This is a genomic window from Streptomyces sp. NPDC052910 (assembly GCF_055585605.1).
This window is the reverse complement of the sequence record NZ_JBVJJR010000001.1, coordinates 1,188,303-1,215,184: the sequence shown is the minus strand read 5'-3', so window position 1 is coordinate 1,215,184 and position 26,882 is coordinate 1,188,303. Positions and strand designations below refer to the sequence as shown.

The 26,882-nt window shown below is 72.0% G+C and carries 25 protein-coding genes and 1 tRNA gene; 11 read left to right on the top strand and 15 right to left on the bottom strand.

All coding sequences use genetic code 11. The features are described from left to right. The first annotated feature begins 3 nt into the window (after window positions 1–3). A complete protein-coding gene (locus ACZ6X9_RS05210; protein WP_469776512.1) occupies window positions 4–1,614 on the top strand; it encodes a DoxX family protein in 1,611 nt (536 codons plus the stop codon). An 84-nt stretch (window positions 1,615–1,698) separates the two neighbouring features. Here the strand turns inward: ACZ6X9_RS05210 and ACZ6X9_RS05205 are convergent, their stop codons facing one another. The 3 genes from ACZ6X9_RS05205 to ACZ6X9_RS05195 all read right to left on the bottom strand — a co-directional run bounded on the left by ACZ6X9_RS05205 (window position 1,699) and on the right by ACZ6X9_RS05195 (window position 4,286). Beyond that, window positions 1,699–2,421, bottom strand: coding sequence for a nucleotidyltransferase family protein (locus ACZ6X9_RS05205; protein WP_436779069.1), 723 nt, complete (start codon window positions 2,419–2,421; stop codon window positions 1,699–1,701). A 64-nt stretch (window positions 2,422–2,485) separates the two neighbouring features. Then, window positions 2,486–2,902, bottom strand: coding sequence for a hypothetical protein (locus ACZ6X9_RS05200; protein WP_469776511.1), 417 nt, complete (start codon window positions 2,900–2,902; stop codon window positions 2,486–2,488). A 247-nt stretch (window positions 2,903–3,149) separates the two neighbouring features. After that, entirely contained in the window at window positions 3,150–4,286 is a 1,137-nt protein-coding gene (locus tag ACZ6X9_RS05195; RefSeq protein ID WP_469776510.1) for an ABC transporter ATP-binding protein, read from the bottom strand. A 198-nt stretch (window positions 4,287–4,484) separates the two neighbouring features. Between ACZ6X9_RS05195 and ACZ6X9_RS05190 the strand changes: the two genes are divergently transcribed. Beyond that, window positions 4,485–4,558 (top strand) — tRNA-Thr (locus ACZ6X9_RS05190). A gap of 167 nt (window positions 4,559–4,725) precedes the next feature. On the opposite strand, the gene ACZ6X9_RS05185 is transcribed toward ACZ6X9_RS05190, so the two are convergent. Then, a complete protein-coding gene (locus ACZ6X9_RS05185; RefSeq protein WP_469776509.1) occupies window positions 4,726–6,891 on the bottom strand; it encodes an MMPL family transporter in 2,166 nt (721 codons plus the stop codon). Between the two features lie 280 nt (window positions 6,892–7,171). On the opposite strand from ACZ6X9_RS05185, the gene ACZ6X9_RS05180 reads away from it, so the two are divergent. Continuing rightward, a complete protein-coding gene (locus ACZ6X9_RS05180; RefSeq protein ID WP_469776508.1) occupies window positions 7,172–8,308 on the top strand; it encodes an aminopeptidase P family protein in 1,137 nt (378 codons plus the stop codon). Between the two features lie 17 nt (window positions 8,309–8,325). On the opposite strand, the gene ACZ6X9_RS05175 is transcribed toward ACZ6X9_RS05180, so the two are convergent. The 3 genes from ACZ6X9_RS05175 to ACZ6X9_RS05165 all read right to left on the bottom strand — a co-directional run bounded on the left by ACZ6X9_RS05175 (window position 8,326) and on the right by ACZ6X9_RS05165 (window position 12,284). Continuing rightward, window positions 8,326–9,891 (bottom strand): MFS transporter, encoded by a 1,566-nt coding sequence (locus ACZ6X9_RS05175; protein WP_469776507.1) that lies wholly within the window; start codon window positions 9,889–9,891, stop codon window positions 8,326–8,328. A 264-nt stretch (window positions 9,892–10,155) separates the two neighbouring features. Further along, entirely contained in the window at window positions 10,156–10,653 is a 498-nt protein-coding gene (locus ACZ6X9_RS05170; RefSeq protein ID WP_469776506.1) for a hypothetical protein, read from the bottom strand. 89 nt (window positions 10,654–10,742) lie between these two features. Further along, window positions 10,743–12,284: a M4 family metallopeptidase gene (locus tag ACZ6X9_RS05165; protein WP_469776663.1), complete on the bottom strand. Its 1,542-nt coding sequence runs from the start codon at window positions 12,282–12,284 to the stop codon at window positions 10,743–10,745. Window positions 12,285–12,745: 461 nt separating this feature from the next. Between ACZ6X9_RS05165 and ACZ6X9_RS05160 the strand changes: the two genes are divergently transcribed. After that, window positions 12,746–13,303, top strand: a complete 558-nt coding sequence (locus ACZ6X9_RS05160; RefSeq protein ID WP_469776505.1) for a GNAT family N-acetyltransferase — start codon at window positions 12,746–12,748, stop codon at window positions 13,301–13,303. 260 nt (window positions 13,304–13,563) lie between these two features. On the opposite strand, the gene ACZ6X9_RS05155 is transcribed toward ACZ6X9_RS05160, so the two are convergent. Further along, window positions 13,564–13,752: an antitoxin gene (locus ACZ6X9_RS05155; protein ID WP_469776504.1), complete on the bottom strand. Its 189-nt coding sequence runs from the start codon at window positions 13,750–13,752 to the stop codon at window positions 13,564–13,566. A 134-nt stretch (window positions 13,753–13,886) separates the two neighbouring features. Beyond that, window positions 13,887–14,222, bottom strand: coding sequence for a hypothetical protein (locus ACZ6X9_RS05150; protein ID WP_469776503.1), 336 nt, complete (start codon window positions 14,220–14,222; stop codon window positions 13,887–13,889). Window positions 14,223–14,735: 513 nt separating this feature from the next. On the opposite strand from ACZ6X9_RS05150, the gene ACZ6X9_RS05145 reads away from it, so the two are divergent. Next, on the top strand, window positions 14,736–15,899 hold the full coding sequence (locus ACZ6X9_RS05145; protein ID WP_469776502.1) for an acyltransferase family protein: 1,164 nt from the start codon (window positions 14,736–14,738) through the stop codon (window positions 15,897–15,899). A 206-nt stretch (window positions 15,900–16,105) separates the two neighbouring features. Here ACZ6X9_RS05145 and ACZ6X9_RS05140 read toward each other — a convergent pair whose 3' ends face one another. Beyond that, entirely contained in the window at window positions 16,106–16,681 is a 576-nt protein-coding gene (locus ACZ6X9_RS05140; protein ID WP_469776501.1) for a TerD family protein, read from the bottom strand. A gap of 257 nt (window positions 16,682–16,938) precedes the next feature. Between ACZ6X9_RS05140 and arfB the strand changes: the two genes are divergently transcribed. Together arfB and ACZ6X9_RS05130 are read left to right on the top strand one after the other, a co-directional pair. Continuing rightward, the gene (arfB, locus tag ACZ6X9_RS05135) at window positions 16,939–17,367 is read left to right on the top strand and encodes an alternative ribosome rescue aminoacyl-tRNA hydrolase ArfB (RefSeq protein ID WP_185941537.1); all 429 of its coding nucleotides are present in this window, start codon (window positions 16,939–16,941) and stop codon (window positions 17,365–17,367) included. A 204-nt stretch (window positions 17,368–17,571) separates the two neighbouring features. Beyond that, window positions 17,572–17,910, top strand: coding sequence for a hypothetical protein (locus ACZ6X9_RS05130; RefSeq protein WP_469776500.1), 339 nt, complete (start codon window positions 17,572–17,574; stop codon window positions 17,908–17,910). A 90-nt stretch (window positions 17,911–18,000) separates the two neighbouring features. Here ACZ6X9_RS05130 and ACZ6X9_RS05125 read toward each other — a convergent pair whose 3' ends face one another. After that, window positions 18,001–18,552, bottom strand: a complete 552-nt coding sequence (locus ACZ6X9_RS05125) for a flavin reductase family protein (RefSeq protein WP_469776499.1) — start codon at window positions 18,550–18,552, stop codon at window positions 18,001–18,003. Between the two features lie 388 nt (window positions 18,553–18,940). Here ACZ6X9_RS05125 and ACZ6X9_RS05120 point away from each other — a divergent pair, with 388 nt between their 5' ends. Next, complete coding sequence (locus tag ACZ6X9_RS05120; RefSeq protein WP_469776498.1) at window positions 18,941–20,797, top strand: GGDEF domain-containing protein; 1,857 nt, start codon at window positions 18,941–18,943, stop codon at window positions 20,795–20,797. 177 nt (window positions 20,798–20,974) lie between these two features. Continuing rightward, on the top strand, window positions 20,975–21,901 hold the full coding sequence (locus ACZ6X9_RS05115) for a carbohydrate-binding protein (RefSeq protein WP_469776497.1): 927 nt from the start codon (window positions 20,975–20,977) through the stop codon (window positions 21,899–21,901). A gap of 58 nt (window positions 21,902–21,959) precedes the next feature. On the opposite strand, the gene ACZ6X9_RS05110 is transcribed toward ACZ6X9_RS05115, so the two are convergent. Then, on the bottom strand, window positions 21,960–22,805 hold the full coding sequence (locus ACZ6X9_RS05110) for a helix-turn-helix domain-containing protein (protein WP_469776662.1): 846 nt from the start codon (window positions 22,803–22,805) through the stop codon (window positions 21,960–21,962). A 154-nt stretch (window positions 22,806–22,959) separates the two neighbouring features. Between ACZ6X9_RS05110 and ACZ6X9_RS05105 the strand changes: the two genes are divergently transcribed. Both ACZ6X9_RS05105 and ACZ6X9_RS05100 read left to right on the top strand, forming a co-directional pair. Continuing rightward, window positions 22,960–23,319: a hypothetical protein gene (locus ACZ6X9_RS05105; RefSeq protein ID WP_469776496.1), complete on the top strand. Its 360-nt coding sequence runs from the start codon at window positions 22,960–22,962 to the stop codon at window positions 23,317–23,319. After that, window positions 23,319–23,588, top strand: a complete 270-nt coding sequence (locus tag ACZ6X9_RS05100) for a DUF6255 family natural product biosynthesis protein (protein WP_469776495.1) — start codon at window positions 23,319–23,321, stop codon at window positions 23,586–23,588. The genes ACZ6X9_RS05105 and ACZ6X9_RS05100 overlap by 1 nt, the downstream gene beginning before the upstream one ends. Window positions 23,589–23,947: 359 nt before the next feature. On the opposite strand, the gene ACZ6X9_RS05095 is transcribed toward ACZ6X9_RS05100, so the two are convergent. The 3 genes from ACZ6X9_RS05095 to ACZ6X9_RS05085 all read right to left on the bottom strand — a co-directional run bounded on the left by ACZ6X9_RS05095 (window position 23,948) and on the right by ACZ6X9_RS05085 (window position 26,784). Next, on the bottom strand, window positions 23,948–24,346 hold the full coding sequence (locus ACZ6X9_RS05095; protein WP_469776494.1) for a VOC family protein: 399 nt from the start codon (window positions 24,344–24,346) through the stop codon (window positions 23,948–23,950). 146 nt (window positions 24,347–24,492) lie between these two features. Continuing rightward, window positions 24,493–25,365 (bottom strand): class II fructose-bisphosphate aldolase, encoded by an 873-nt coding sequence (locus ACZ6X9_RS05090; protein WP_469776493.1) that lies wholly within the window; start codon window positions 25,363–25,365, stop codon window positions 24,493–24,495. Between the two features lie 486 nt (window positions 25,366–25,851). Next, complete coding sequence (locus tag ACZ6X9_RS05085; RefSeq protein ID WP_469776492.1) at window positions 25,852–26,784, bottom strand: 1-phosphofructokinase family hexose kinase; 933 nt, start codon at window positions 26,782–26,784, stop codon at window positions 25,852–25,854. Window positions 26,785–26,882: the final 98 nt, after the last annotated feature.

The window sequence follows — 26,882 nt, the reverse complement described above, 5'->3', positions numbered from 1 at the left end:
TAGATGAGCGTGGACACCAGAACACCCCGCACACCTACGGGGGGAAGCTCTTCCGGGTACGACGACCAGCCCGCGCTGAGTACGGTGAAAGTCCCGTCCGACCCCGCGCAGGTCTCCGGCAACCACCTGAGCTTCCGCGTGCAGCTCGCGCGTCCCCCGCACGCAGCGGCCCGGCACTACGCCGGTGTCGCCGTCGACACGGCGCAGCTTCCCACCGTCAAGGGCCCGGCCAAACGCCGGGCCCCCGTGGTGTGGAGCGGGCGGGCCGAGCCCGGTGACGCGGCGCCGACCCGGCTCCTCGACGCCGTGCGGGAGTCCGGGGCGGCCCGCGTCGGCGGCGAGGCCGGGGCCACCCAGGTCCTGCCGCGGATCGGCGTCGACGACGCCCCGACCACCGTCATCGGCCCCCGCGGACCCGTCGAACCGGGGGAGCCGCTGCTCGGCGGGATCCGCCCGGCCCGTGGCGCTTTCGATGAACAGCCGTACGGCTACGGCGAGTTCGACGAGGGCGAGGACGACTGGGCCGAAGAAGGCGGGGACGGCGAGGACGCCAGGGAGGACGGCCGCGACCGCGGCGACTCCGACCTGCACGCCTACTACCCCGGGCGGCGGATGAACCTGGGCGTCGTCCTGCTGCCGCTGCGCATCTTCCTCGGCCTGATCTCCGTCTACGCCGGCATGGGCAAGCTGTGCGACCCCGTCTACTTCGACGGCGGCAAACGCGGCTCCATGGTCACCTGGCTGACCTCGCTGCACCCCTGGCCCGCCGCCGCCCCGCTCCGGGAGCTGGCGCTGGCGCACCCGGTGGGCGCGGGCCTGACCGTGGCCTTCCTTCAGATCATCGTCGGCGTCCTCACCATCTTCGGGCTCTGGCAGCGCCTCGCCGCCGCCATCGGCGTCCTGCTCTCGGCCACCCTGCTGGTCACCGTCAGTTGGCGGACCGTGCCGGCCTACGACGCCCCCGACATCATCTACCTGGCCGCCTGGAGCCCGCTGGTGATCGCCGGCGCCCCGGTCTACTCCCTCGACGGCCGGCTCGCCGGTGAGGCGTGGCGGCGGCTGGGCCCCCGGGCCGGGGTCGGGCACCTGCGGCGGCGGGTGCTGCGCCGCGGCACGGTGATGGCGACCGTGCTCATCGGCCTCTCGCTGCTGGTCGGTTCGATGCTCGGCGGTGCCGTCCGCTCCTCGCGCCCGGCCCCGGCGCCCGGCCCGTCCGCCCCGCCGGTCAACAACCTGCCCGGTTCGCCGCTGCCGCAGCGTCCGTCGGCCGGTTCCACCCCGCGCGGCGGCGCCCACGGCTCCGCGACGCCGGGGACGCCCCGGCCGAGCGCCACGGGCCGGAAGAGCCCGTCGCCGAGCGTGAAGCCGGCCGTTCCCGGCTCGGTGAAGTCGCCCACGGGTGCGGCGACTTCCGGCCACCCGGAGGCCGGTACGCCCGGCACCCGGCCCGCGACCCGGACGCCCCACCAGCGCCCCGCCGCCCCGGCCGCGCCGCACAGCCCCACGGGCGCCGCGACCACCGGTGGGACGACCGGCGGAGGGACGTCGTCGGGCGGTACCGGCTCCTCCGGCGGTTCGACGGGCGGTGGCGCCCTCGGCGGCCTCCTCGGCTGAGCACCGCCGGAACGACCGCGGCCCCGCACCCGGGTGGGTGCGGGGCCGCGGTGCGTGGCGGGGCCGCGGTGCGTGGCGCGGGAGTCAGCCGGCCAGTTCCCTGGCCGCCTCGGTCAGGTCCTTGGCCGTGTCGATGGCGCGCCAGTAGGCGCCGTGCGGCAGCGGGTAGCCGGCCAGCCGCCGCTCGCGGGCGAGCCGGGGGAAGGTGGTGCGCTCGTGGTCGCCGCGCTCGGGCAGCAGGTCGGCGAAGCCCGCCGAGAAGACGTAGACGCCCGCGTTGATCAGGTAGGGCGAGGGCGGGGCCTCGATGAAGTCCAGGACGTGCCCGAACTCGTCGGTCTCGACCGCTCCCCAGGGGATCCGCGGCCGGGCCAGGGCGAGGGTCGCGGTGGCGTCCCGCTCGTGGTGGAAGGCGGCCATCTCGCGGAGCGAGAACCGCGTCCAGATGTCCCCGTTGGTGGCGTACCAGGGCCGGTCGGGGTGGGGGAGGGAGGCGGCGGCGTGCTTGAGGCCGCCGCCGCGGCCGAGCGGCTCCTTCTCCACCACCGTCGTCACCCGCAGCGGGAGGTCGGCCGACGCGAGCCACGCCTGGAGCACCTCGGCGAGGTGGCCGCAGGAGACGACGGCGTCGGTGACGCCCTCGGCGGCGAGCCAGGCCAGTTGGTGGCCGATGATCGGCACGCCGGTGCCGGGGATCTCGACCATCGGCTTGGGACGGTCGTCGGTGTAAGGGCGAAGCCGTGACCCCTGGCCTCCGGCCAGGATCACGGCTTGCGCTGGGGTGGGGACGGGGTGCGTGCCGGTCATGCCCCGCACGATATGCCGTGCCGCGGGGTGCGGTGCGACCGGCCGCCGCCGGGGTGGGGGGCCGTCAGTGGCCCTGGGCCACCCCGGAGGCGTACGAGGTGTCGCAGACCGGGCGCGAGTACGCCTGGGCCTTCTTCGCGGAGTGGTACTTGGCGACGGCGGCCTGGCCGAGGACGCGGGCGATGTCCACGCAGTAACGCGCCAGCGACGGGCGGCCGTTGGTGGCCACCTGGAGGTGGGTCAGGGCCACTCCGGGGTTCTTCTCCTGGAGCTCCGTGAGCAGCTTGTCGCGCAGCACCTCGTGCGGGGCGCGGGCCCTGGCCTGGCTGGAGGCGGTTTCCGAGGACGCGGTGAGCACCTGGGACTCGGCGGTGGGCGCCGCCCACGGGACCCGGGTGACGGCGAGGGTCCCGGAGAGCACCATGACGACGGGGAGGACGAGGGCGAGGGTTCTGCCGATGCGGCGGGCGGCCTGGTTCATGCCGCAGATGGTAGCGAGGCGTAATGAGACCGCGACATTTAGTCACCCGGTCGGGTGACATTAGCTCGGCCCTTCGGTGGGAAGAGTTGACGCCCGGGGTGCCGGACCAGGGACGGTCGCCGCGAAATCGGTGACGCGTCCGGTTGACCGCCTGTGAGCCGCCCGTGAGTCCGGCGGCGAGGCCCTTCACGGGACCTTCCGCGGGGACCGCCGTGCCGCCCGGCGCGGGGCGGCACGGCGGCGTGAATCAATCGCTCAGCCGCTCGCCCGACGAGGTCGAGAACACGTGCAGCTCGCCCGGGCGGGGGACGACGTGCAGGGCGGAGCCCTTCTCCGGCACGCGCCGCCCGTTGACGCGGACGACCAGGTCCTTCTGCTCGCCGCCGACCTCCGCGGTGCCGTACACGTAGCCGTCGGCGCCCAGCTCCTCGACCACGTTGACCGTGACGGCCAGGCCGGCCGGGGCGTCGTCGGCCTCCTTGCTCAGCATCCGGGCCGTCTCGCCGTTCTGCTCCACGACGTCGAAGTGCTCGGGCCGGACGCCGACGGTCACCGTCCGGTCGCCGCGGTCGGCCGCGGCGGCCAGTGCCTCGCGGGAGACGGGCACCACGCTGTTGCCGAACCTGACGCCGCCGTCGGTGATCGGCACCTCGACCAGGTTCATGGCCGGGGAGCCGATGAAGCCCGCGACGAAGAGGTTGGCCGGGCGGTCGTACATGTTGCGCGGTGAGTCGATCTGCTGGAGCAGCCCGTCCTTGAGCACCGCCACCCGGTCGCCCATGGTCATGGCCTCGACCTGGTCGTGTGTGACGTAGACGGTGGTGATGCCGAGGCGCCGCTGGAGGCCCGCGATCTGCGTACGGGTCTGTACGCGCAGCTTGGCGTCCAGGTTGGACAGCGGCTCGTCCATCAGGAACACCTGCGGCTCGCGGACGATCGCCCGGCCCATCGCCACGCGCTGCCGCTGACCGCCCGAGAGCGCCTTCGGCTTGCGGCCCAGGTACTCCGTGAGGTCCAGGATGCGTGCCGCGTCCTCGACCTTCTGCCGGATCTCCGCCTTGGGCACGCCGGCGATCTTCAGGGCGAAGCCCATGTTGTCGGCGACGGTCATGTGCGGGTAGAGCGCGTAGTTCTGGAACACCATGGCGATGTCCCGGTCCTTCGGCGGCAGATGGGTGACGTCGCGGTCGCCGATGCGGATCGAGCCGCCGTCGACGTCCTCCAGCCCCGCGAGCATCCGCAGCGAGGTGGACTTGCCGCAGCCCGACGGGCCGACCAGGACGAGGAATTCGCCGTCCTCGATGCGGATGTCGAGCTGGTCGACGGCGGGTTTGTCGGAGCCCGGATAGATCCGGGTCGCCTTGTCGTATGTGACCGTGGCCATGGTGGTGGGTCCCTTCACCGGCAGGAACGTGCCGGACGATCCGAGTAGAGGGAGCGGTATGACTGGTCCAGTCCAATTCGGACGGGTTGCCGGTGACGGTACCCGGGCGGCGGGCCGTTGTCAGCAGGCTCCGGGTCGGAAAATCGGGGGGAGCGGCGGCGCCGTCTCCGGTTAGACTGCTTCCGCGCGCTGCCGCGTGCCGCCTTAGCTCAGTTGGCCAGAGCACCTGTCTTGTAAACAGGGGGTCGTCGGTTCGAACCCGACAGGCGGCTCTTGCCGCGCGCAGAGCGAAGCCCGGGCCTTTGGCCCGGGCTTCGTCCGTTTCCGCGGGGTCCGCGGGGAGTGTGCCCCGCGGACCCGAAACCGCGCTCCGCGCGGTCGTCCTCGAACGCCGGACGGACCGGATCGCCGGATCCGGCCCGTCCGGCGCCGGGCGGACCTACCGGCGGCCGCTGTACGACGGCGCGTCGTGCATGCCGTCGCCGTACTCCGCCTTCCGCGCCTCCTGACGCGGGGCGTCCTGGTGGCCGGGCCACCACGCCTTGTGTCCCAGCAGCGACGTGACCGTCGGCACGAGCAGCATGGCCATCACGAACGCGGTGAGCAGGATGCCGAAGGCGACCGCGAAGCCCATCTGCTGGAGCATGGAGTTCTCGGCGAGCAGCAGCACACCGAACGTACCGGCCAGGATGATCGCCGCGGAGGCGACCGTCGGCGCCGACTGGGCGACGGCGGTGCGGATGGCCTCGCGTGGCGGGACGCCCTTGCGGACCTCCTCGCGGAGGCGGGCGACCATGAGGATGTTGTAGTCCGTGCCGATCGCCACCACGAAGAGGTAGATGATGATCGGCAGCATGAACAGCATGCCGTCCTCGCCCTTGAGGTCCTGGAAGAGCCAGACCGTGGAGCCGAGGGTGGCGCCGAAGCCGAGGGCGACGGCGATCATCAGGTAGAGCGGGGCGACCAGGCTGCGCAGCAGCAGGCCCAGGATCAGCATGATCGCGAGGCCGGCGACCGGGAAGACGACCTTGTAGTCGTGCTGGACGGCGTTCTCGATGTCCGTGAGGACCGCCGAGGTGCCGCCCACCAGGGCCTCACTGCCCTTCGGGGCCGACTGGTGGGCCGTGTCGCGCAGCTCGCCGCCGACCAGCTTGATGGCCTCGTCGTGGTTGGGCTTGGCCTTGGTGACCACGCTGAGCTGGGCGACGGACCCGTCCTTGCTGGGTATCGCGGGGCCGACCTTGTCCACGCCCTTGACGGCCGCGAGCTTGCCGCGGAACGCCTCCAGCTCGCCCTTGTCGAGCCGTGCCCCGTCCTTCGCCTTGACGAACACCATGGCCGGGTCGGCCTGGCCGGCGGAGAAGCCCTTCTGGAGGTCCTTCATCGCCTGGACGGACTCCAGCTTGTCGGGCAACTGGCTGTCCATGTCCCACTGCGACTTGAAGCCGAAGGCGCCGACCGCCAGGACGGCGAGCACCACGGTGGACAGCGCCGCCACGATGCCGGGGCGGCGGGAGACGAGGCCGCCGAGCGCGTTGGCCGTGCGGTTCTTCGGAGTCTTCTTCCAGGCCTTGGACGGCCAGAACGCCTTGGTGCCCAGCAGGGAGAAGACGGCGGGGACCAGCGTCAGGGCGGCGATCAGGGTCACGGCGACGGCGATGGCCAGGGACGGGCCCAGGGCCTTCATCATGCCCATCGTGGACAGCAGCAGGGCCAGGAACGAGGCGATGACCGCGCCGGCGGCGGAGGCGATGGTCTCGCCCACGCGCGCGACCGCCTCGGCCAGGGCCGCCTTGGGCTCCTCGCCCTTGCGCAGCAGTTCGCGGTAGCGGAAGAGCAGGAAGAGGATGTAGTCGGTGCCCACGCCGAAGAGCACCACGATCAGGATCGGGGTGACGCTGGCGTCGGCCTTCAGCCCGCCGACGTCGGCCGCCGTGCCGATGAGGCCGTTGGCCACCGCGGTGACGACCAGGATGATGAGGACCGGCAGGACGGCGATGAGCGGGCTGCGGAAGATGACCAGCAGCAGCACGATGATGAGGACCAGCGTGGCCATCATGATCATGCCGTCGGTGTCGCCGGACTGCTCCTTGGAGTCGAGGTTGGACGCCGCCTGGCCGGTGACGCCCAGCTTCAACTGGGTGCCCTTCAGCAGGGGTTTGGCGTCCTTGCGGAGGCTCTTGACCGACTCCATGACGGTGTCGTCCGACCAGTTCTTCTCGCCGGAGTAGATGTTGGCCAGGGCTATCTCGCCGTTGGGCGAGACCGCTTCCGGCCCCGTCGTCACCTTGGATATCTTCTTGTAGTGCTTGTCCTGGAGCGCGGCGGCGACCTTCGCCACGTCCGCCTTGTCCTGGGCGGTGAGCTTCCCCCCGTCGGCGCGCTTGAAGACGCCTATGGCGGCGGCCTGTTCGTCCTGGGGGAACGCCTTCTCCTGGACCTTGCCCGCCTGCACGGACTCGTAGTGGGACGGAAGGAACTCCGCCTGGTCCGTGGTGGACTTCAGGCCCGGCGCCAGGACACCGAGGGCCACGGCGGCCACGACCCAGGCCAGGATCGTGAGCCAGGGCCTATGGACGGCGAACCGTCCGACTCGTCGGAACATGGTGTGGAGCTCCCCCTTGGAAATACGTGGATCCACGGCAACACTGAGCGGATACTGAGTGGGTGGTGCAAGGATTCGGTGCGGCCCGGCGGAGGGTACAGATGTCCGAACGGGCACCCCTACGCTAGGGACGCTCTTTACCCGGGTCCAACGAATAGTCGATTAATCAGGGGAAAATCGGCCCTGGGGTGGGGACGCCTCCTCCCCTCGGAGGAGAGGCGTCTCACCCGTGGGGTAGAGATCGCCTGCCGAACGCCTCCACCCGGATTACGCTGCCCCCATGGCGATCACGTCGATGGAAGCGTCCCCCGGCCCGCTGGGCCCGGGTCACTACACGGCCCGGATGGAGCGCGCGGCCCGCTCCGCCGCCCAGGCCGGCATGGCCGGACTGATCATCGCGCCCGGCCCCGACCTGGCCTGGCTCTGCGGCTACCACCCGCCCGTCACCGAACGCCTCACCGCACTGGTGGTGACCCCGGGCCGCAGGCCCCTGCTGCTGGTCCCCGAGCTGGAGCGGCCCGACGCGGAAAAGGCGCCCGGCGCTCCGGCGTTGACCGTCGTCGGCTGGCGGGACGCCGAGAGCCCCTACGACGCGCTCGCCGGGCACCTCGAACCGCAGGGACGTTACGGCGTGTCCGACAACACGTGGGCGCTGCACCTGCTGGCCTTCCAGCGGCTGCGCCCCGGCGGTGCCCACGCCGCGCTGACCGAGGCGCTGCCGATGCTGCGCGCGGTCAAGGACGCCTACGAGGTGGAGCGGCTCGCGGCGGCGGGCGCGGCGGCCGACGCCACGTACGAGGAGATCGTCCGGCTGCCGTTCGCCGGGCGGCGTGAGCGTGAGGTGGCCGCCGACCTGGACCGGCTGCTGCGCGAACACGGCCACCAGCGGGTGGACTTCACCCTCGTAGGCTCGGGCCCCAACGGCGCCGACCCGCACCACGAGGCGGGGGACCGGACCATCCGGGACGGCGACATGGTCGTCATGGACTTCGGCGGTCTGATGGACGGGTACGGGTCCGACACCACCCGCACGGTGCACGTCGGGGAGCCGGGCGCCGAGGAGCGCAAGGTCCACGACCTGGTCCGGGAGGCGCAGCAGGCGGCCTTCGAGGCCGTCCGGCCGGGCGCGGCCTGCCAGGACGTCGACCGGGCGGCCCGCCAGGTGATCGCACGCCACGGGTACGGGGAGTACTTCGTCCACCGGACGGGGCACGGGATCGGCGTGACCACGCACGAGCCGCCGTACATGGTCGAGGGGGAGCATCTGGCCCTGGTGCCGGGGATGTGCTTCTCGATCGAGCCCGGGATCTACCTGCCGGGCCGGTTCGGGGTGCGGATCGAGGACATCGTGGTCTGCACGGAGGACGGCGGGCGGCGGCTGAACACGACGGGCCGGGAGCTGCTCGTCGTGTCGTAGCGGGGGAGCGAGAGCGGTCAGCGGCGGGTCCGCCCCGGCTCCTGTGCCCGCCGCTCCCCTCCGGCCCCGCCGGCGTCGTCCGCCGTGGCCCGGTCGCCGTGGTGCGGCGCCGGTGCCGTGATCACCACCCAGGCCACCACGGAGGCGGCCAGCATGATCACCGAGGCCCAGGCCAGCCCGACGTGGAAGCCGTGCACCACCCCGTCCTTGGCGATGGCCGCGCGTGCGGCCGGGCCGACCGGTCCGGTGGCCGCCGCGGACTTCAGGTGCGCGGCGATGTACGTACCGGCCGTGGACGTGGCGATGGTGTTGAGCAGTGCGGTGCCGATCGAACCACCCACCTGCTGACAGGTGTTGACGGTGGCGGAGGTGACGCCGGAGTCGTTCGGGTCGACGCCCTTCGTCGCGGTGTCCATCACCGCCACGAAGATCAGGCCCATGCCGATGCCGAACAGGATCGTCGACGGCAGAACGTGCACCACGTAATCCGCCTTCACCGGCAGGAACGTCAGCAGGAACAGGGCGACGGCGGCCAGCAGCGTGCCGGGCGAGATGAGCAGGCGCGGCGGCAGCCGGTGCAGCAGCCGGGACGCGATCTGGGTGCTGGTGACGATGATCGTGGCGGACATCGGCAGGAACGCCAGACCGGCCTGGACCGGCCGGTAGCCGAGGACGTCCTGGAAGTAGTACGTCATGTACAGGAACATCCCGAACATGGCGATCACGGCGAGGCCCAGCGTCAGGAAGGCTCCCGCCCGGTTGCGGTCGCGGATGACGCGCGGGGGCAGCAGCGGGCTGCCGGCCCGGGTCTGCCACCAGCCGAACAGGGCCAGAAGCGCCACGCCGACCACGAGGAGGGTGAGCACCCGGGGGCTGCCCCAGCCCTGCGGCTCGGCCTCGCTGCACCCGTAGACGACGGCGACCAGACCCGTACAGGCCAGGACGACGCCGCGCAGGTCCAGCCGGGTGCGCTGCTCGGGGCGGTGGTCGTGCAGGGCCCAGAGCCCGCCGGCGAAGGCGATGAGGGCGATCGGGGCGTTGACGTACATGCACCAGCGCCAGTCCAGGTACTCGGTGAGCAGGCCGCCCGCGAGCAGCCCCACGGCCGAGCCCGCGCCCGCGATGCCGCTGTACACGCCGAACGCCTTGCCGCGCTCGCGCGGGTCGGTGAACGTCGTCGTCAGCAGGGACAGCGCGGAGGGCGCGAGGAGGGCGGCGAAGACGCCCTGGAGGGCCCGGGCGCCGAACAACTGCCAGTCCGTCTGCGCGGCGCCGCCCAGCGCCGAGGCGACGGCGAAGCCGACCAGCCCGGCGAGGAACGTGCGCTTGCGGCCGACCAGGTCGGCGATCCGGCCGCCGAGCAGCAGCAGACCGCCGAAGGCCAGGGTGTAGGCGGTGATCACCCACTGCCGGTTGGTGTCCGTCATCGACAGCTCGCGCTGGGCGGACGGCAGGGCGATGTTCACGATCGTCGCGTCGAGGACCACCATCAACTGGGCGAGACCGATGAACACCAGTCCCCACCAGCGGCGGGGGTCGGACGCGGAGTGCGCGGGGGCGGTCGGTGCGGTGGTGCGGCTCATCGCGGAACCTCGCAGCCGTGGGGTGCAGAAGCTCTCGGATCAGCCTAGGTCTTCCGGGTGGGGTGCGCCTGTCGGGGCGGGTGTGGCCACTTCCGCCGCTTTCGGCTCTTTTGTCGATTCTCGCCACCTTCGGTCGCTCGGGTCCCGTGCGTCCCCTCAGTCACACGGGAAGGAGGTCTCGGGCGGCGGGGAAGCGGCGCTCCGGCGCGCGGGACCGGCTCCCGGAGCCGCGGGAAGGGGCTCTCAGGCGCTCGGAAACGGCTCTCAGACGCGCGGGAAGCGGCTCTGCAGCGTCCACACGGCCGGGTTGTCCCCCAGCCCGTCGTGCATGTCGGACAGGTCGGCGATCAGGTCGTGCAGGAAGTCCCGGGCCTCCCGGCGGAGCGCCCGGTGGTCGAAGACGAGCGGGGGCTCCTCCACGGGGGCCCAGTCCGCGGTGACCTCCACCCAGCCGAAGCGGCGCTCGAAGAGCATGCGGTCGCTGGACTCGGTGAAGTCCAGCTCGGCGTAGCGCGGGGTGGCCGACCGGGAGCCGCGCGGGTCGCGGTCCAGCTCCTCGACGATGTCGCACAGCGCCCAGGCGAAGTCCAGCACCGGAACCCATCCCCAGGCTGTGGACAGCTCCCGGTCCTCCTTGGTGTCGGCGAGGTAGACGTCGCCGCAGAAGAGGTCGTGCCGCAGGGCCCGGACGTCGGCGGTGCGGTAGTCCGTCTGCGGCGGGTCGGGGAAGCGGCGGGAGAGCGAGTAGCCGAGGTCGATCACGTCCCCGATGGTGTCACGACGCCCGTGCCCCCGGCGCGGCGGCCGGGGGCACGGGATGCGGTGCTGCTGTCGCGTGGCGCGTGGCGGGGTTACTTGACGTTGACCCCGGACCAGGCCGCGGCCACGGCCTTGTACTCCGCGCTGTTGTTGCCGTAGAGCGACGCGGCGGCGTTCAGGGTGCCGGTGCGGGCCTTGGCGTAGTTGGTGTTCGAGGTGAACTGGGTGGTCAGCGCCTTGTACCAGATCTTCTGGGCCTTGTCCCGGCCGATGCCGGTGACCTTGGAACCGTCGGCGGTCGGGCTGTCGTATGTGACGCCGTTGATCGTCTTCTTCCCGCTGCCCTCGGAGAGGAGGTAGAAGAAGTGGTTGGCCGGGCCGGACGAGTAGTGGACGTCGACCCCGCCGAGGCCGGAGTACCAACTGTCCTTCGACTTGCCGTCCTTGCTCGGCTTGTCCATGTAGCGCAGCGGCTTGCCGTTGCCGAAGATGTTGATCTTCTCGCCGATGAGGTAGTCGCCCACGTCGGTCTTGTTGTTGGCGTAGAACTCGGTGGCGGTGCCGAAGATGTCGCTGGTCGCCTCGTTGAGGCCGCCGGACTCGCCGCTGTACACGAGCTTGGCCGTGGCGGAGGTGACGCCGTGGCTCATCTCGTGGGCCGCCACGTCGAGGGCGGTGAGCGGGTTCTTGTTGCCCTCGCCGTCGCCGTAGGTCATGCAGAAGCAGGAGTCGGACCAGAAGGCGTTGACATAGCCGTTGCCGTAGTGGACGCGGGAGTAGGCGCCCTTGCCGTCGTTGCGGATGCCGTTGCGGCCGAAGGTGTTCTTGTAGAAGTCCCAGGTCACGGCAGCGCCGTAGTGCGCGTCGACGCCGGCGGTCTGCCGGCCGCCGCCCCAGGTGTCGGTGCTGTTGGTGTACAGCGAACCGGTGCCGGACTGGCCCTGGTTGAGGTCGTACGTCTTGTGGCCGCCGCGCGCGCCGTCGGTGAGCTGGAACTGCGAGCCCGACTTGGTGGTGGTCAGCGGGACGGTGCCGCTGTAGGTGCTGGTGCCGGTGCCGGTCTCGATGGCCTCGTACTGGTACAGCTTCTTGCCGGTGGCCGCGTTGGTGATCACGTGCAGCTCGCTCGGGGTGCCGTCCTTCTGCACGCCGGTGACCACGGTCTCGTACGCGAGGACCGGCTTGCCCTGCGCGGCCCAGACGACCTTGCGCGGCGTCTGGCCGGCCGGCTTGGCCGTCTTCACGTCGGCCGCGGCGCTCAGCGCCGACTTCTTCGCCTCGGCCGGGGCCAGGGAGGCGCTGGTCGAGACGGCTATGGACGCGTCGGTCGCCTTGGTGACCGAGCGGCCGCCCTTGGCCTCATGGACGATCAGGTCGCCGCCGAGCACGGGCAGCCCGTCGTAGGTGCGCTCGTAGCGCGTGTGGACGGTGCCGTCGGCGTCCTTGACGACGTCGCGGGCGATCAGCTTCTCCTTGCCGCCCAGGCCGATCTTGGCGGCGGTCGCCGACGCGCCGCTCTGGGCCTCCTGGAGGGCGGCGGTGCGCTGACCCGCGGAGAGCGTCAGCGGCTGCCCTCCGCTGTCACGGTCACCCGAGGCGCTCGCGCTGCCCGTCTGCACGCCGACGACGACCATCGCCGCGGAGGCGACGAGAGCGGCGGCACGCAGGGCCGTGGTGCGGGGGGTGGCGGTGAGTCTCAACTCTGTCTCCTCTGAGGGGGGTTACGGGCGGCCCGGGGTGAGACGGCCCGCTGGTGCGTGAGAGGTGCAGGAGCGAATGGAGGAGAGCGTGCCAGCAACTGACCGCTTTTGACAGGGGCGCAACAAGGATGTGATCTGCTGTTATCCAAAAGGGGTCAGTTCTGGTCGGAGTTGAGAATTCAGGTTTAGGAAAGGCAGATTTGGGGCTGTAGTGGCGCCTGTGACACCTGGGATGTGTCGCGAAGACCGCGCGGGGAAGGGGAGTTCGGAAGGATTCGTCCCTCCCCGGCGCTCGCGCGCCGGGGCGTGCCCGCACGGCCTCGCGGGGGCGCCGTGTACGCGCGGCGGGACGCGCCATGGGGACGCCGTGGGGACGCCGAACCGGAGGAGGCGGAGTGCAGGTCAGGACCTACGCGGAGGGGTGCGTTCCAACGGAGCTGGCCGCCCGGGCGGACGCGCTGCGCGCCCAGGTGTGGGCCGGCGGCGGACCACCCGACCCCGCGCTGCGCCCGGTCGCGATGCTGCTCGTCTCACCGGACGGTGAGGTGGCGGCGGCGCTGGACGTCCTGTCCAAGGAGATCGACCACGCGGGCGCGCGTTACCGGGCCGCCGGGCTGAGCGCGGTGGTCACCGACCGGGCCCGGCGGGGCCGCGGCCACGGGCGGCGGCTGGTGTCCGCCGCGCGGGAGTGGATCGCCGCGGACGGGGCCGACCTCGGCCTGTTCACCTGTGACCGGCCGCTGCGGCCGTTCTACGAGAGCGCGGGCTGGGAGGCGCTGGAGGGGACCGTCCTCGTCGGCGGGACGCCGGGCGATCCGTTCCCGAGCGACGGCCCGGGACTCGACAAAGTCACCATGGCCGGATTCTTCTCCACCCGGGCGCGACGGGCGGCGGAGGCGTTCCGGGGGTGCCGCGTGGGGCTCTACTCCGGTGACATCGACCGGCTGTGGTGACGCGGGTACGGAGGGGTGATACCGGGCCGGCTGCCGAGGGCTGATGCCGGGGGGTGCGGTGCGCCGGAGGGTGGCGGTGCGCCGGGGGAGCGGCACGTTGAGGGGTGGCGGGCTAGAGGAGGCGGTGCGCTGAGGAGACGGCGGCGCACGCGCGGCGCCGGACGGGCTCGACCGGCCCGTCCGGCGCGTGGGGGTGACGCGGCGGGGGCCGCCGCGTCAGAGGGATCCGTCAAGGGCCCGCCGGCCCCGGGGCGCGCTTCCTACGGCTGCCCGTCCGTGGGCGGCCGGTTGCCCAACTGCTCGTCGATCTTCCGCTGTGCGGCGTCGACCTGGCTCTGGTACTTGTTCCCGGTCTTGGCGTCGAAGGCGTCGCCGGCCTTCTCGACGCCCTGCCGGGCGGTGTCCTCGTGGCCCTTGAGCAGACCCTTGAGCTTGTCGAGCATGGACATGGGTGTCCTCCTAACGCATGCCTGACCTATCCAGCATCGCGGTATTCGTTCCGGTTCGCACTCCGGCTGTGGCGGGTGAAGACGGGTGGGGCCGCTGTCGACGGCTGAGGGGCCGGTGGGTGGCGGGCCGACGGTCAGGGGGCGCCCCAGGGCCCGCCCCACGACGCGTTGCCCGCCCGGTCATCGGGTCCGATGGTGGGATCGAGTGCCGAGTCGTACGACCCCGTACCGCGGCAGTGCTTGCACTGGCCCGTGCGGTGGACGGTGTCGGCCGGGCCCCGGAACGGGTCGGGGCCGGGGTTGTAAGCGAGCACGCGGGGGACGAAGCCGGAGCCCTGACACCAGTGGCAGAGGGCCTGCGGCCGGTGATCGTCGTCATTGCCGCCATTTCCGTCATCGCCGTAACTGCCGTCACCATCGTCGTCGCCGTCGGCGTCCTCGGGCTCTCGGGGTTCCTCGCTGTCGGCCATCGGGTCCGATGATGGCGTCCGGCCACGGCTTCCGTCCCCGCGAGGGGCGACGCTTCATCCGTATGAGGAGTACCCGGAACCCGGAGGCTTCCGGTGCTTCACGCGGATCACCGTCCCATGGTCCGGCGAACCACGCCTGTTCTCCGTCGAGTTCCCGGGAACGTGCGGAACAAGCCAAATCCGGGACGGGCAAATCTCCCCATAGCGGCCTGCGGGTGCAGCGTCGGCCGGGGTGCCATGTGGCGCTGTCCAGCGACGTTGCACGGGACGGGCGTCAGGAAGCCCCGCCCCTGCATGGCTGGTGTTTTACGTGTGCCCTGTGTGTTCACACTTCCACCACCGGCCGTGACCGTGTTCGGCTCTCCGACGGACGGTGAGGGGGGATCACCTGACGGTTCAGGACGGCGGGATCGCTCCCCCGCCCGCAGAGCTCCCGGAAGCAAGGTGCGTACCTGGTAATGAAACACGTCTTCACGCCGAAACCGACGAAGGAATGAAGGGGGGTATGCGGGTGTGACCGAAAGTATCGAGCTCGATCGTCATGCCGGGACCCTGCGGAGTCCCGCTTCACGGCTTTACGCCCTCGACGGCCTGCGGCTCGTCGCATCCTTGATGGTGGTCGCCTTCCACCTGGTGGCCTACAACGGACCCGGCTGGACCCGGCCGGTCGACACGCTCTTTCCCGGCGCGCACATCGCGGCCTATTACGGCTGGATCGGCGTGCCGCTGTTCTTCATCATCAGCGGTTTCGTCATCTCGATGAGCTGCTGGGGCAAGACCGTGGGGGACTTCGCGGTCTCCCGTGCGTCCCGCCTGTATCCCGCCTACTGGTTCGCGGTGCTGGCCGCCGCGCTGATGCTCTGGCTGTTCCCGGGCAGCCGGGACGTCCCCACGCTCAGCGGGGTCGCCGTCAACCTGACCATGTTCCAGGACCCTCTGGGCGTGGACCGCGTGGACAGCGTGTACTGGTCCCTGTGGGCGGAGGTGCGCTTCTACATCCTCTTCGCGCTGGTCGCCCGGAAGGGGCTCACCTATCGGCGGATCTTGGTCTTCTGCTTCTGCTGGGGCGTCGCCGGACTGCTCGCCGCCCAGACCGACAGTCGCTTGCTGCGAGTGGTGGTGATGCCGGAATACTGCTGGTACTTCATCGCCGGCATCGCTCTCTATCTGATCCACCGGTTCAAGCCCAACATCATCCTGTGGGGGATCGTGGCGGGCTGTTTCCTGCTGAGCCAGCACTTCCTGGCCGTGTCCCACCGGTCGTCCCAGTACTACTCGGGGGTCAAGGCGCCGCTGTGGCCCGCCGTGGTGGCCCTCGGCTGCGTCTTCGTTCTGATGTCGCTGGTCGCGGCCGGGCTGACCGACCGCCTCACCTGGAAGTGGCTGCCCGCCGCCGGAACTCTGACCTACCCCCTGTACCTCCTGCACGAGGACATCGGATGGATCACCATCCGCCGCCTGGAGGACCGAGTCCAGCCCTATGTCCTGCTGACCCTGTTGCTCATGGTGTTGCTGGTGGCGTCCTGGCTCGTGCACCGCTATGTGGAGGAACCCGTGGGCCGGTGGATGCGCCGCCTGGGCCGAGCCGCCCTCGCCGAGATGCGCTTCTACAGCCTGTCCGTCACCTCTCTGGACCCCCTCCGCTCCGACGACCCCCGTGTACCGAAGGACCGTTGACACTTCGCCCCGCTCCGGAAGGGAGCAATGCGAGACCCCCGGGCGTATGGCCCGGGGGTCTCGTGGCTCCGGCCGGCGGGTGAGGGGGAGCGGCCGCGTCAGCCGCTCGGGGACGGCGAAGACCCCCCGACGGCGGGTCGGGGGGTCTTCGTGCCGGCCCGGTGCCGGGCGGTGGCGCGATGCGTGGGGCAGGCGGCCGGTCGGGCTCAGACGTTGACGCCGAAGTCCTGGGCGATGCCGGCGAGGCCCGACGCGTAGCCCTGGCCGACGGCGCGGAACTTCCACTCGGCGCCGTTGCGGTAGAGCTCGCCGAAGACCATGGCGGTCTCGGTGGCCGCGTCCTCGCTCAGGTCGTAGCGGGCGATCTCGGCGCCGCCGGCCTGGTTGATGATGCGGATGTAGGCGTTGCGGACCTGGCCGAAGTTCTGCGAGCGCGTGGTGGCGTCGTAGATGGAGACCGGGAAGACGATCTTGTCGACGTCGGCCGGGAGAGCCGCCAGGTTGACGTTGATCTGCTCGTCGTCGCCCTCGCCGACACCGGTGGTGTTGTCACCGGTGTGCACGATGGACTGGTCCGGCGTCTGCTTGTTGTTGAAGAAGACGAAGTGGGCGTCCGAGTAGACCTTGCCGCTGGGGTTCACCGCAATCGCACTCGCGTCCAGGTCGAAGTCCGTGCCCGTGGTGGTGCGGACGTCCCAGCCGAGGCCGACGGTGACGGCCGTCAGGCCCGGGGCCTCCTTGGTGAGGGAGACGTTGCCGCCCTTGGACAGGCTTACAGGCATGGGGGTGATCCCTTTCTCATCGACTCGCGGACCGCGTGCTGCCACACGGTCCCGTCACCCGGGATAACGCCGATGACAGGGGGTGGGGTTCCATCCTCCTTTACTTTCTTTACTGCTTTCTGATGGCTGCTCGGGCCGAAGCCGTCCTGCCGCCGCCGGTTCGCCGCCGGTTCGCCGTCCGGCAACCGTCCGGTTCCGGGCGCGGAGTGGGGCAAAACGAGGTGACGCGGGCGGAGCGGGCGGGAGACCATGGAGGCATGTCCGGTCCCTACGTCATCCGCGGTGCCGTCAGCCTGCCCGAGGCGGAGCTCGTCTGGCGCTTCTCGCGCTCGTCCGGGCCGGGCGGGCAGCACGTCAACACCAGCGACAGCCAGGTGGAGCTGCGCTTCGACCTCGCCGCCACCGACGCCCTGCCCGCCGTGTGGAAGGAGCGCGCCCTGGAGCGGCTCGCGGGGCGGCTGGTGGGCGGCGTCGTGACCGTACGGGCGTCGGAGCACCGTTCGCAGTGGCGCAACCGGGAGGCGGCGGCCGTCCGGCTGGCCGCGCTGCTGGCCGAGGCCACCGCGCCGCCGCCGAAGCCGCGCAAACCGACGCGAATACCGCGCGGCATCAACGAGCGGCGGCTGCGGGAGAAGAAGCAGCGCGCCGAGACGAAGCGGGGGCGCTCCGCGCGGGACTGGGGCTGAGGGCCCGCGGCATCGGCGGGCGTGCCCCGGTCGCCGGGCGCATCGCGGGATGGCCGGGGGTACCCCGGGACCGCTGGGTGTCCGCGGGATTGCCGTGGGTACCGCGTGCGGGCCCCGGGCCTCCGGCCCCTCCCTCTCGGGCCGGGCGGGGGACGGTCGTGTACCGGCCGTGTCCGGGAGGCCGATGCCCAGTTGGTTCAGGGCATGAGCATCCTCATGTGTTCCGTTCGTCCCGTTCGTGTGGTGGTGTGTCTCGCCGTGCTGGGAGCCGCGCAGGCGGTGGTCGCCGCACCGGCCCGGGCCGGGGGCGTCGGGGGCCTGCTGTCGCCGGCCATGGGGAACGGCTGTGCCGCCCGGGGCGATGGCACGTCCGCCCGTGGTGTCGCCGCCGCGAGCCAGGGGTCCACGGCCGGCAACCTGCTCGGCGTTCCCCTCGCCGGTCCCACGAACCAGTGCGGGGGCGCCGATCTGCCGGGCGGTCTCGTACAGGGCGGTGTCGGGCAGAACCTGTTGAATCCAAACGTGTTCGGCGACCTGACGTAGCGCGGGGCACCGGCGCTCAGCGTCCGGCCCGGGCCTCCGAGAGCCCGGCCCATGAGCCGGGCGCCCAGCCCGCGCCCGCCGCCGCTCCGTTCACGACAGGTGCCGGTACCGGCCCCGGAAGTACGTCAGCGGGCCGCTCTCCGTCGTGGAGGCGGCGGCCTTCAGGACGCGGCCGATGAAGAGCGTGTGGTCCCCCGCCACCACGCGCTGCTCCGTCCGGCACTCCAGGACCGCCAGCGCGCCCCGGACGAGGGGCGAGCCGGAGAATTCGCCGCGATCGCAGGGGAGGTCCGCGAACAGCAGCCGGTCGCTGACCCGTCCCTTCATCGCGAACCGGCCGGCGACCTGCCGCTGGCTCTCGGCCAGCAGGGAGACCGCCCAGAGGGGCTGCCGGGCGAGCAGCTCCTCCATCCGGGAGTCGTTGCGAACGCTCACCATCACGAGGGGTGGGTCCAGGGACACGGAGAGAAACGCCGTCGCCGTCATGCCGACGTCCTCGCCCCGCGGGCCGTCGTCGGGGTCGTGCGCGGTCACCAGGACCACGCCCGCCGCCAGGCGGGCGAGGGCGGCGCGGAATTCCTCGGCGGTCACACCGTCAGCATGCGGTATGCGGGCCTCGGCGGGCGAAGTCGTCTGCAACACACGACGCACGCTAGCCGCCCGTGACGAGCCGCCGCATCGGGCTGCGGTACCAGGACGGTCCTGGTACTCGGGACTAGGCCCTCGCACGGTCCGATCCGGCGGAGGCCCCGCCTCCGCCTGGTCCCTCCGCCGTCCCCACGCACCTCCTCTGACCTCGCGGATCTCCTCAGAAACACGGCAGGCTCTGCCTTATTTGCGAGGTGCAAACATGGGATGTTTGCGAACGCTCCGTAAGGGGCTCCGTCACGCGCTGTGACATGAGTCACAGAAGGCCCTATTTGTTGACCCTGTGTACCGAGTTGTCAGCTCCCTGTGATTCAGTGGCCGTGTAATCGGACGACAAGAAAATCTGGAGAGTCGCTGTCGAGGTCTCGGGGGAGAGCGAGCTATGGAAACCGAGTCGGAGCCATATGTACGTCTGACGACCCTGCGGCAGGTTCACCAGGCGGTGGCGGATCTGAATACCGCCCGCAGCCTCGCGGACACCTTGCAGACCGTCGCGGAGGGCGTGGTGAACGGGCTCGGCTACGAGCTCGCGGCGGTCAACCTGGTCCGTCCGGACGGTGACCTCGTGGTCGCCGCCGTCGCCGGGAGCGCGAGCGCCGAGGCCTTCCTGTCCGGCCGGGTCGGGTCGCGGGTCTCGTGGGAGCGCCGGCTCAGCATGGGCGAGCGCTGGGGCGAGCTGCGCTTCATCCCGTACACCGAGGGCTGGGTCCTCGACGACGACGACGTCCCGCAGTGGCGCACCACCGGCCCCGCGCCGCGTTTCCCCGACGAGTGGCACCCCATGGACCGGCTCCTCGCGCCCATGTACTCGACCGGTTCGGGCAGCGGCGACCTGATCGGCGTGATCTCCGTCGACCGGCCGCGCAACGGCCGCCGCCCCGGCGCCTGGGGCCGGGAAGCGCTCCAGATGTACGCCTTCCAGTCGGCGGTCGCGATCAACAACGCCCGGCTCCGGGCCGACATGCAGCGCACCCTCGTCCGCCTGGAACGCGACCAGCAGGCCCTGCGCGCCAGCGAGGAAAGCTTCCGGCAGGCGTTCGAGTACGCGCCCAGCGGCATGGCCATCGCCGAACTCGGCGGCGACCAGCACGGGCGGCTGCACCGCGCCAACGACGCGCTCTGCCGGCTGCTCGGCCGCCCGGCCTCCCAGATGCGCCGCTACTCGTTCTCCGACCTCGTCCACCCCGAGGACATCGGCACCCTGCTGCGCACCTCCGCCGAGGGCGGCCGCGCCGAGCTGCGGCTGCGCCGCCGGGACGACACGTACGTCTGGGTCTCGCTGCGCAACTCCGTGGTCGCCGACGCCGCCGACGGGCCGCGCCTGCTCCTGACCCACGTCGAGGACATCGAGGACCGCAAGCGGCACGAGCTCCAGCTCGCGCACCGCGCCAGCCACGACTCCCTCACCGGCCTCCCCAACAGCGCCGAGCTCCGCGCCCGGCTCAGCAGCCGGCTCTGCGGCCGCCCGCCCGGCAGCGAGACGCACGCCGGGGCCGGTCACGGCCCGTTCGGGCGGCTCGACGGCTTCGACGAGGTCGCCGGGTTCGGAGACCCCTTCGGCGGCCCGTTCGGCGAGCCCCTCGGCATACCGGGCGGCTTCCCGGGCGGCGGACCCGGCGGCTTCCCGGGCGGGGACGGCGCCTACGGGCACGACCGCGCCCCGGATCCGCTCGGCGACGACCGCCCGCCCGGCGGCTACCGCCCCGGCGACTACGCGGCAGCCGACTACGGCACGGGTGACTACGCGACCGCCGACTACCCGGCACCCGGCGCCGCCGGCTACGACCACCGCGACCACCACGTGCACACCGTCCCGCTCGACGAGGACAGCGCCGACGGCGACAAGGGCCTCGCCGTCCTCTTCTGCGACCTGGACGGCTTCAAGTCCATCAACGACCGCTTCGGGCACCACACCGGCGACGCGGTCCTCATCGAGGTCGCCCGGCGGCTCAGCAGCGGCGTCCGCGACGGCGACACCGTGGCCCGGATGGGCGGCGACGAGTTCGTCGTCCTCGCCGACGGCCTCGGCCGCGCCGACGCGGAGGACCTCGCGGTCCGGCTGCGCAACGCGATCATCCCGCCCATCCGGGTCGACGGCCGCGCGGTCCGGGTCGGGGCCAGTTTCGGCATCGGCTGGGCGGGCTGCGGGATGTCCGCCGACGAGGTGCTGCGCTCCGCCGACCAGCGCATGTACGTCGAGAAGCGGTCCCGCGCCCGGACCGGCCGCCGGGCCGGGTGACCGGCCGGTGGCCCCCGTACGCCCCCCGTGTCAGGGCGTGCCACTTGCCGCACGGGGTAGGCTGCGCCGATGCGGCACCGCCGCCGGACCGTGGTGGCCGAACCGGCCTCGACAGCCGCGGAACCGGTACACGAACGTGGGTGCCGGACGGCACATTCACGTGGGGAGTGACAGGGGATGACGGCCGGTAACAACGGCAACGGCAAGCCGGAGGACGAGGATCCGTTCGGTTACCTGTACCGCTCGGAGGGCGGGGACCAGGGCACCGACGCGGCTGCGTCCGCACCACAACCCGGCGTCCCCCGTACGTCGTACAACCAGGTCCGGCCGGTCGGCTCACGCCAGTACACGCCCCAGCAGGGCGGCGGAACGTACGGGGCGGGCATGCCGGCCCCCCAGCAGCCGACCCCGCACTACGCCGCCCCCGAGACCCTCCCGGGCGGCGCCCCCCGCCAGCCGGGCCCGCCGCCGGGCGCCCACGGCCCCCAGCGCCCGAAGCGGCGCGGCCTGCTCATAGCCGCGATAGCCGTGGTGGTCGTGGTCGCCGGCGGCATCGGCGCGGCGGTCTACGCCAACCAGGACGACGGCGACGACAGCAAGAACACGACGGCGCAGCAGACGCCGTCGGACAAGCCGTCCGAGAAGCCGGAGAAGAAGAACGGGAAGGACGACGAGAAGAAGCCGTCCGGGAAGCCCGTCAAGGACCTCAATCGGGATGCTGCGACGCTGCAGCTCGGCGGTGGGGCGACCACGGCGAAGGACGTGAAGGGAGCGCCGACGGAGGGTGGCGTCTACGTCACCCTGAAGCAGGGTTCTTCCATCGAGTGGAAGGACGTGCCCGTCAATGACGCCGGTCAGTACACGGTGTGGGTGGACTACGGTGCCCAGAACGGGGCGGCCAGCGGCTCACTCTGGGTCAACGGTGAGAAGTTGAGCACGACCGTCGACTGGAAGAAGTGGGCCGGCACCGGCTGGTCGTTCACGTACAACTACGTCCAGCTCAAGGGCGGCAAGAACGACATCAAGCTGTCGTGCGAGTCCCAGTGCGACATCAATGTGGCCCGGGTGAAGATTCTTCGGGGTTGGTACAAGTACAAGTCGTAGCCGCTCGTCCCAGATGTCTTCACCTCGGTCGGATCGTCGGGGTGCTCCCCGGCCTGAGTCACGCTTCCTTGAGCAGGCGGTTGATGAAGTCGCGAGAGCCGGCTATGTCGAGGGCCTGATCGCGGAGGTGGCCGAACGCCGCGTCGTAGCGGAGGGTGTCGGAGACCTCCTCCAGGTAGACGGACGTGGTGAGCGGCTCGATCGCCACGAGCGGCTCCTCTTCGTCGAAGTGGAAGACGGTGTATGCCCCGTTGACGCCGGTGTGCGCACCGGCGGCGAACGGCATGACGCGTACCTCCACATTCGGCATGTGCGAGGCGTCCAGCAGGCGCTTGAGCTGCCCTTCGAGCACGCCGGGCGCTCCCACCCGGCGCCGCAGGCACGCCTCGTCGAGGACGCAGCGCATCATGAGCGGTGGCATGGGGACGTCGTTGGTGCTGCGGTTCTCCAAGGCCTGCTGGCGCTTCACCCGTAGCTCGGCGAAGGTTCTCGCCTGGCGGGCGGTGTCCCATGTGCGGCTGCCTTCGATGACCGCGCACGCGTAATCCATGGTCTGCAGCAGGTCCGGGACGGCCAGTGCCGCGTAGGTATCGGCCTGGCTCGCCAGCTCTTCGAGCTCGATGAGGTCGGCGAGCGAGTCACGGATGACATCACCGTATTTGGTGAACAAGCCCCTACGGCGCCCTGTCTCCGCAAGCTTCGCCAGCTTTCGGATCTCCGCGATCCGCACGTCGTCCGTGACGCCGTACACGCTGAGGCACTTGTCCAGATCGATGCGCTGCTTGCCGTATTCAGCTTTGCTCAGGCTCGGTGAGGAGGTGCCGAGCAGCCCGGCGGCCACAGCCAGGCTCATGCCTGCCCGGATGCGCAGGGTCCGAAGCTCCGCCCCGAGGCGTCGGCGCATCAGGGTGGGCACAGCGTCCGACAAATGATCACCTACCTCATCCTCGGACGCCGACTCTACGACAAGCGTCAGCATGCGTACGTCAGTTAACTCCTTCGGGCGCATTGGGCGCCGAAAATTTCGGCCTAATCCAGGAAGGCTCCAGACTGGCCGCATGGACGGATTTCGAGCCGCGGTGACGTACCGAGCAGGCAGCTATGTCGTGGATGTCAGCGACGGCCGCTTGGCGCAGGTGGCGGAGGCCGCCGACGGCCTCGTCCACGTACGCAGCCCGGACGGCGGCGCCCCCTGGAGCGTCCCGCCCGACGCCCTCCGCCTCGCCACCCGCGAGGAGCGGCAAGCGGCCGGGCTGCGGCCGTATCAGACCGGCTGCGACGAGTGCGCCGCGCTCGAAGCGGCCAGGAAGACCGCCGCCGACAGCGGCAACATCCTGCGGTCGCGGAACGCCACCGCCGCCGCGTACACGCACTGGATCGTGGCGCACTCCGCGTCCGCGATGAGGAGGGGCAACTGATGCGAGCCGTCGGACGCTTGATGCGGCACTGTGCGCACCGTTCCGGCTGGGAGCGGGGCGGCGGTGAGGAACGGTGCCGCGACTGCGGGGCGCGCCGCTTCACCGACTACGCCGCCCTGCTGATGCCGGAGCGCCCGGCGGCGGCAACGGCCCCGCCGCGCCGCGACCCGGCCCGCGCGGACCGCTCGGCCGCCGCCCTCATCGCGTTCGGGCTGCACCGCGTCAGCCGGTGGGGGACCGGCGCCGCCGCCTGGCGGCTGGCGGTCTGACCGCTGCGCTGCGGCATCGAAGCGGCAGAAGGGCGGGCGGGAGCGCACGGCGTGAGTGCACGATCCGCCGTACCCCGGGGTGGCTCTCTGGAGCGTCTACGCTCCTCGCTCGTGTGAAGCGCCCCTCGGCGGCGGGTTGGCTGCCGCCCTGGGGCCTGCTGCCGTCCGGCGCTGACGCGCCGCCCGGCTGTCCGGTCCGGCCCCCGCCCCTCCCTGGCGCCCCAGGCCGACCGGTCGCGCCGCAGGACCCTTCCGACAGGGTGGGTGGGACGGTCCGGGAACAGGGGCTTTGGCGCGTCGCTCAGCGCGTGCTGGTGCCAGGTGACAACAGGCCCGCGGCTTCGGCGACGGTCCTGGGGTCAGCCGGCCTGGCTGATGCAGAAAGGCTGGCCCGATGGGTCGAGCAGCACGGTCCAGTGCTCCCCGCCCGGCTGGTGGGCGGGCTTGGTGGCCCCCAGTTCCAGGAGCCGGCGCTCCGCCTCGGCGACGTCGGGGAAGGCGAGGTCCAGGTGGAAGGGGAGTTCCTGAGCCGGCCAGTCGGGGGCCGTGAACGACTTCGCGGTGTAGAAGACGTGCATCACCCCGCCGATGAGCACGGGGAACGCGGTCTCGTCGCCGTTCTCGTCCGGGTAGGCGTCCCCGACCGTGGTGCCCAGGGCGGCCGCGTAGAACTCGGCCGACTGCCGCCCGTCCGGCGCCCAGACGGCGTACGAGATGACCTTGCCGGACAGGCCGGTACCGGTGACGTTGTCGGCCATGACGCTCCTCCTTTGGGAAAACCGTGCGGTCGCACGGCTTGGAGTGAGAGTAATGTCCCTGTAGGTCACCAAATGTCCTACACGGCGGCAGGCGGTCTCGCTGCCAGGCCGAGGGTGGTCGCGGGAGCCGGGCCGGCCGTGACGGATCACGGGCCGGGCGTCGTCCCCTCGCTGATCGCGGTCAGGAACCGCTCCACCGTCGCAGCCATCGCCTCGCGCGCCGGGGTGAGGTAGCGGCGGGGGTCGACTGTGGACGGGTGGGCCTCCAGGAAGGCGAGGACGGCGCCGGTGAAGGCCGTGTTGAGGGCCGTGCCGACGTTCACCTTCCTGATGCCCGCCCGCACGGCGCGGCGGAGTTCGTCGTCCGGGACGCCCGAGGAGCCGTGGAGGACGAGGGGGACGGGGACGGCCTCGCGCAGGGCGGCGATCAGGGGGTGGTCGAGGGCCGCCGTGCGGGTCGTCATCGCGTGGGAGCTGCCGACCGCGACGGCGAGGGCGTCCACGCCCGTGTCCGCGACGAAGGCCGCCGCCTCCGCCGGGTCCGTGCGGACTCCCGGCGTGTGGGCGTCGCCCGGTTTGCCGCCGACGCGGCCCAGTTCGGCCTCCAGCCAGAGGCCGCGTGCGTGGGCCCAACGGGCTGCTTCCGCCGTCGCTTTGACGTTCTCCGCGTAGGGGAGCGCCGACGCGTCGTACATCACCGACGAGAAGTCGTGCGCGCTCGCGGCGTGCAGGAGGTCCACGGACTCGACGTGGTCGAGGTGGAGGGCCAGGGGGGCGGTGGAGGCGCGGGCTACGGCTGCGGCGGCGGAGGCGATCGGGGCGAGGGCTCCGCCGTGGAACTTCACGGCGTTCTCGGAGATTTGCAGGACGGCCGGGCGGCCCGCCGCTTCCGCGCCGGCGGCGATGGCCTCCGCGTGCTCGACGGTGATGACGTTGAACGCGGCGACGGCGGTGCCGGCGGTGCCGGCGGTGCCGGCGGTGCCGGCGGTGAGGAGGTCGGCGGTACGGGCCAGGGGCATCGGCTCAACTCCCGTGCGCGAGCGGGCGCGGGCCGCTGTGGCGTCCCGTCGTCCTGTCGGTTGGTGCGTGGGTCGCTGTCGGCGTTGTGTGCGCGGGGGCGGGGCGTTCGTCCGGTGGCGGTCGCGGACCCGCCGGGCTTCGTCCCCTCTCGGTCGCCGGTGCGTGGCCGACGGACCGGCGGGCATCCGCCGGTGCCCGTACGGCGGTTGGGGGACCCGGGCGGACGGGCAGCAGGAGTCGGCGGGGGATCGCCGTCCCCTGAGTGCGGGCGCGTGGTCCGCGAGGGCCCGTGGGGCCTGGCGGCCGGCCGTCTGCCGGGCATGGATCCACCGGGGCGTCCGGCTGGAGCGAGCCGTCCGGTCGGATCGTGGCGTCCGGTTGGATCGTGGCGTCCGGTCCGCCCGGGGGAGCGGGCGCGTCCGGGTGCCCGGGCACCCAGCCCGATCCCCACTGTCCCGTGCCGCCTCGCCCGTCCCGCGGGATCCTCACACCGTCACCACCTTCACCAACGGCAACGCCGCCTCGTACGCCTCCGCGTCGAACTCGCCCGCCACCGGCGCCCGGACCGTCGCCGCCGAGACGGCGACCGCGCGCTTCAGCCGTTCCGGCCAGGGGAGGTCCTCCAGCCAGGCGGAGAGCAGGCCGGCGACGGCGGAGTCCCCCGCGCCCGTCGGGTTGCCCTTGAGGCGGGCGGGTGGGGTGGCGCGCCAGGTGCCGTCGGGGGTGACGGCGAGCATGCCGTCGGTGCCCAGGGAGGCGGCGACGGCGTGGGCACCGCGTCGGCGGGCGTCGAGGGCGGCGCGGACGGGGTCGGTGGAGCCGGTGAGGGCGGCGAGTTCGGCGGCGTTCGGCTTGACGACGTCGGGGCGGGCGGCGACACCGCGGCGCAGGGGTTCCCCGGAGGTGTCGAGGAGGACGGGGAGGTTCCGGGCCCGGGCCTGGCGGATGAGCTGGGCGTAGGCGCCGACCGGGACGCCAGGCGGCAGGCTGCCGCACAGGGCCACCGCCCGGGCTTCGTCGAGGAGTTGCGCGTAACGGCTGGTGAAGGACGCCCACTCGGCGGCGGTGATCGACGGGCCCGCCTCGTTGAGCTGGGTGGTGTCGCCGGTGCTCGCGTCGACGACGCCGACCGTGCGGCGGGTGGAGCCGGCGCAGGGGACGAGCGCGTCGGTCAGGCGGCCCGGGGTGTCCGCGGCGGCTGCCGCGAGCAGCGTGCGCAGGGTTTCGCCCGTCGGGCCGCCCGCGAAGCCGGTGACGGTGGTGGCGTGGCCGAGCCGGGCCAGCACCCGGGAGACGTTCAGGCCCTTGCCGCCCGGCCGTTCGACCGCCTCGGCGACGCGGTGCGCGGTGTGGGGGCGGAGCCGGGGGACCCGATAGGTGAGGTCGAGCGCGGCGTTGAGCGTGACCGTGAGGATCATCGGCGCCTCTCTCGGACCGGTCCGCGGGGACCCGGGGGGACACGATTGCGGGAGCGATCATGCCAAAACAGCGGCGGCAGGCCCAGTCCCCGGACCCG

Excerpts from the sequence above, each read along its gene's own strand:
- ACZ6X9_RS05210 (WP_469776512.1), top strand. The coding sequence starts at position 4 with ATGAGCGTGGACACCAGAACACCCCGCACACCTACGGGGGGAAGCTCT.
- ACZ6X9_RS05205 (WP_436779069.1), bottom strand. The coding sequence starts at position 2,421 with ATGACCGGCACGCACCCCGTCCCCACCCCAGCGCAAGCCGTGATCCTG.
- ACZ6X9_RS05200 (WP_469776511.1), bottom strand. The coding sequence starts at position 2,902 with ATGAACCAGGCCGCCCGCCGCATCGGCAGAACCCTCGCCCTCGTCCTC.
- ACZ6X9_RS05195 (WP_469776510.1), bottom strand. The coding sequence starts at position 4,286 with ATGGCCACGGTCACATACGACAAGGCGACCCGGATCTATCCGGGCTCC.
- ACZ6X9_RS05185 (WP_469776509.1), bottom strand. The coding sequence starts at position 6,891 with ATGTTCCGACGAGTCGGACGGTTCGCCGTCCATAGGCCCTGGCTCACG.
- ACZ6X9_RS05180 (WP_469776508.1), top strand. The coding sequence starts at position 7,172 with ATGGCGATCACGTCGATGGAAGCGTCCCCCGGCCCGCTGGGCCCGGGT.
- ACZ6X9_RS05175 (WP_469776507.1), bottom strand. The coding sequence starts at position 9,891 with ATGAGCCGCACCACCGCACCGACCGCCCCCGCGCACTCCGCGTCCGAC.
- ACZ6X9_RS05165 (WP_469776663.1), bottom strand. The coding sequence starts at position 12,284 with ATGGTCGTCGTCGGCGTGCAGACGGGCAGCGCGAGCGCCTCGGGTGAC.
- ACZ6X9_RS05155 (WP_469776504.1), bottom strand. The coding sequence starts at position 13,752 with ATGTCCATGCTCGACAAGCTCAAGGGTCTGCTCAAGGGCCACGAGGAC.
- ACZ6X9_RS05150 (WP_469776503.1), bottom strand. The coding sequence starts at position 14,222 with ATGGCCGACAGCGAGGAACCCCGAGAGCCCGAGGACGCCGACGGCGAC.
- ACZ6X9_RS05140 (WP_469776501.1), bottom strand. The coding sequence starts at position 16,681 with ATGCCTGTAAGCCTGTCCAAGGGCGGCAACGTCTCCCTCACCAAGGAG.
- arfB (WP_185941537.1), top strand. The coding sequence starts at position 16,939 with ATGTCCGGTCCCTACGTCATCCGCGGTGCCGTCAGCCTGCCCGAGGCG.
- ACZ6X9_RS05130 (WP_469776500.1), top strand. The coding sequence starts at position 17,572 with ATGAGCATCCTCATGTGTTCCGTTCGTCCCGTTCGTGTGGTGGTGTGT.
- ACZ6X9_RS05120 (WP_469776498.1), top strand. The coding sequence starts at position 18,941 with ATGGAAACCGAGTCGGAGCCATATGTACGTCTGACGACCCTGCGGCAG.
- ACZ6X9_RS05115 (WP_469776497.1), top strand. The coding sequence starts at position 20,975 with ATGACGGCCGGTAACAACGGCAACGGCAAGCCGGAGGACGAGGATCCG.
- ACZ6X9_RS05110 (WP_469776662.1), bottom strand. The coding sequence starts at position 22,805 with ATGCGCCGACGCCTCGGGGCGGAGCTTCGGACCCTGCGCATCCGGGCA.
- ACZ6X9_RS05105 (WP_469776496.1), top strand. The coding sequence starts at position 22,960 with ATGGACGGATTTCGAGCCGCGGTGACGTACCGAGCAGGCAGCTATGTC.
- ACZ6X9_RS05100 (WP_469776495.1), top strand. The coding sequence starts at position 23,319 with ATGCGAGCCGTCGGACGCTTGATGCGGCACTGTGCGCACCGTTCCGGC.
- ACZ6X9_RS05095 (WP_469776494.1), bottom strand. The coding sequence starts at position 24,346 with ATGGCCGACAACGTCACCGGTACCGGCCTGTCCGGCAAGGTCATCTCG.
- ACZ6X9_RS05090 (WP_469776493.1), bottom strand. The coding sequence starts at position 25,365 with ATGCCCCTGGCCCGTACCGCCGACCTCCTCACCGCCGGCACCGCCGGC.
- ACZ6X9_RS05085 (WP_469776492.1), bottom strand. The coding sequence starts at position 26,784 with ATGATCCTCACGGTCACGCTCAACGCCGCGCTCGACCTCACCTATCGG.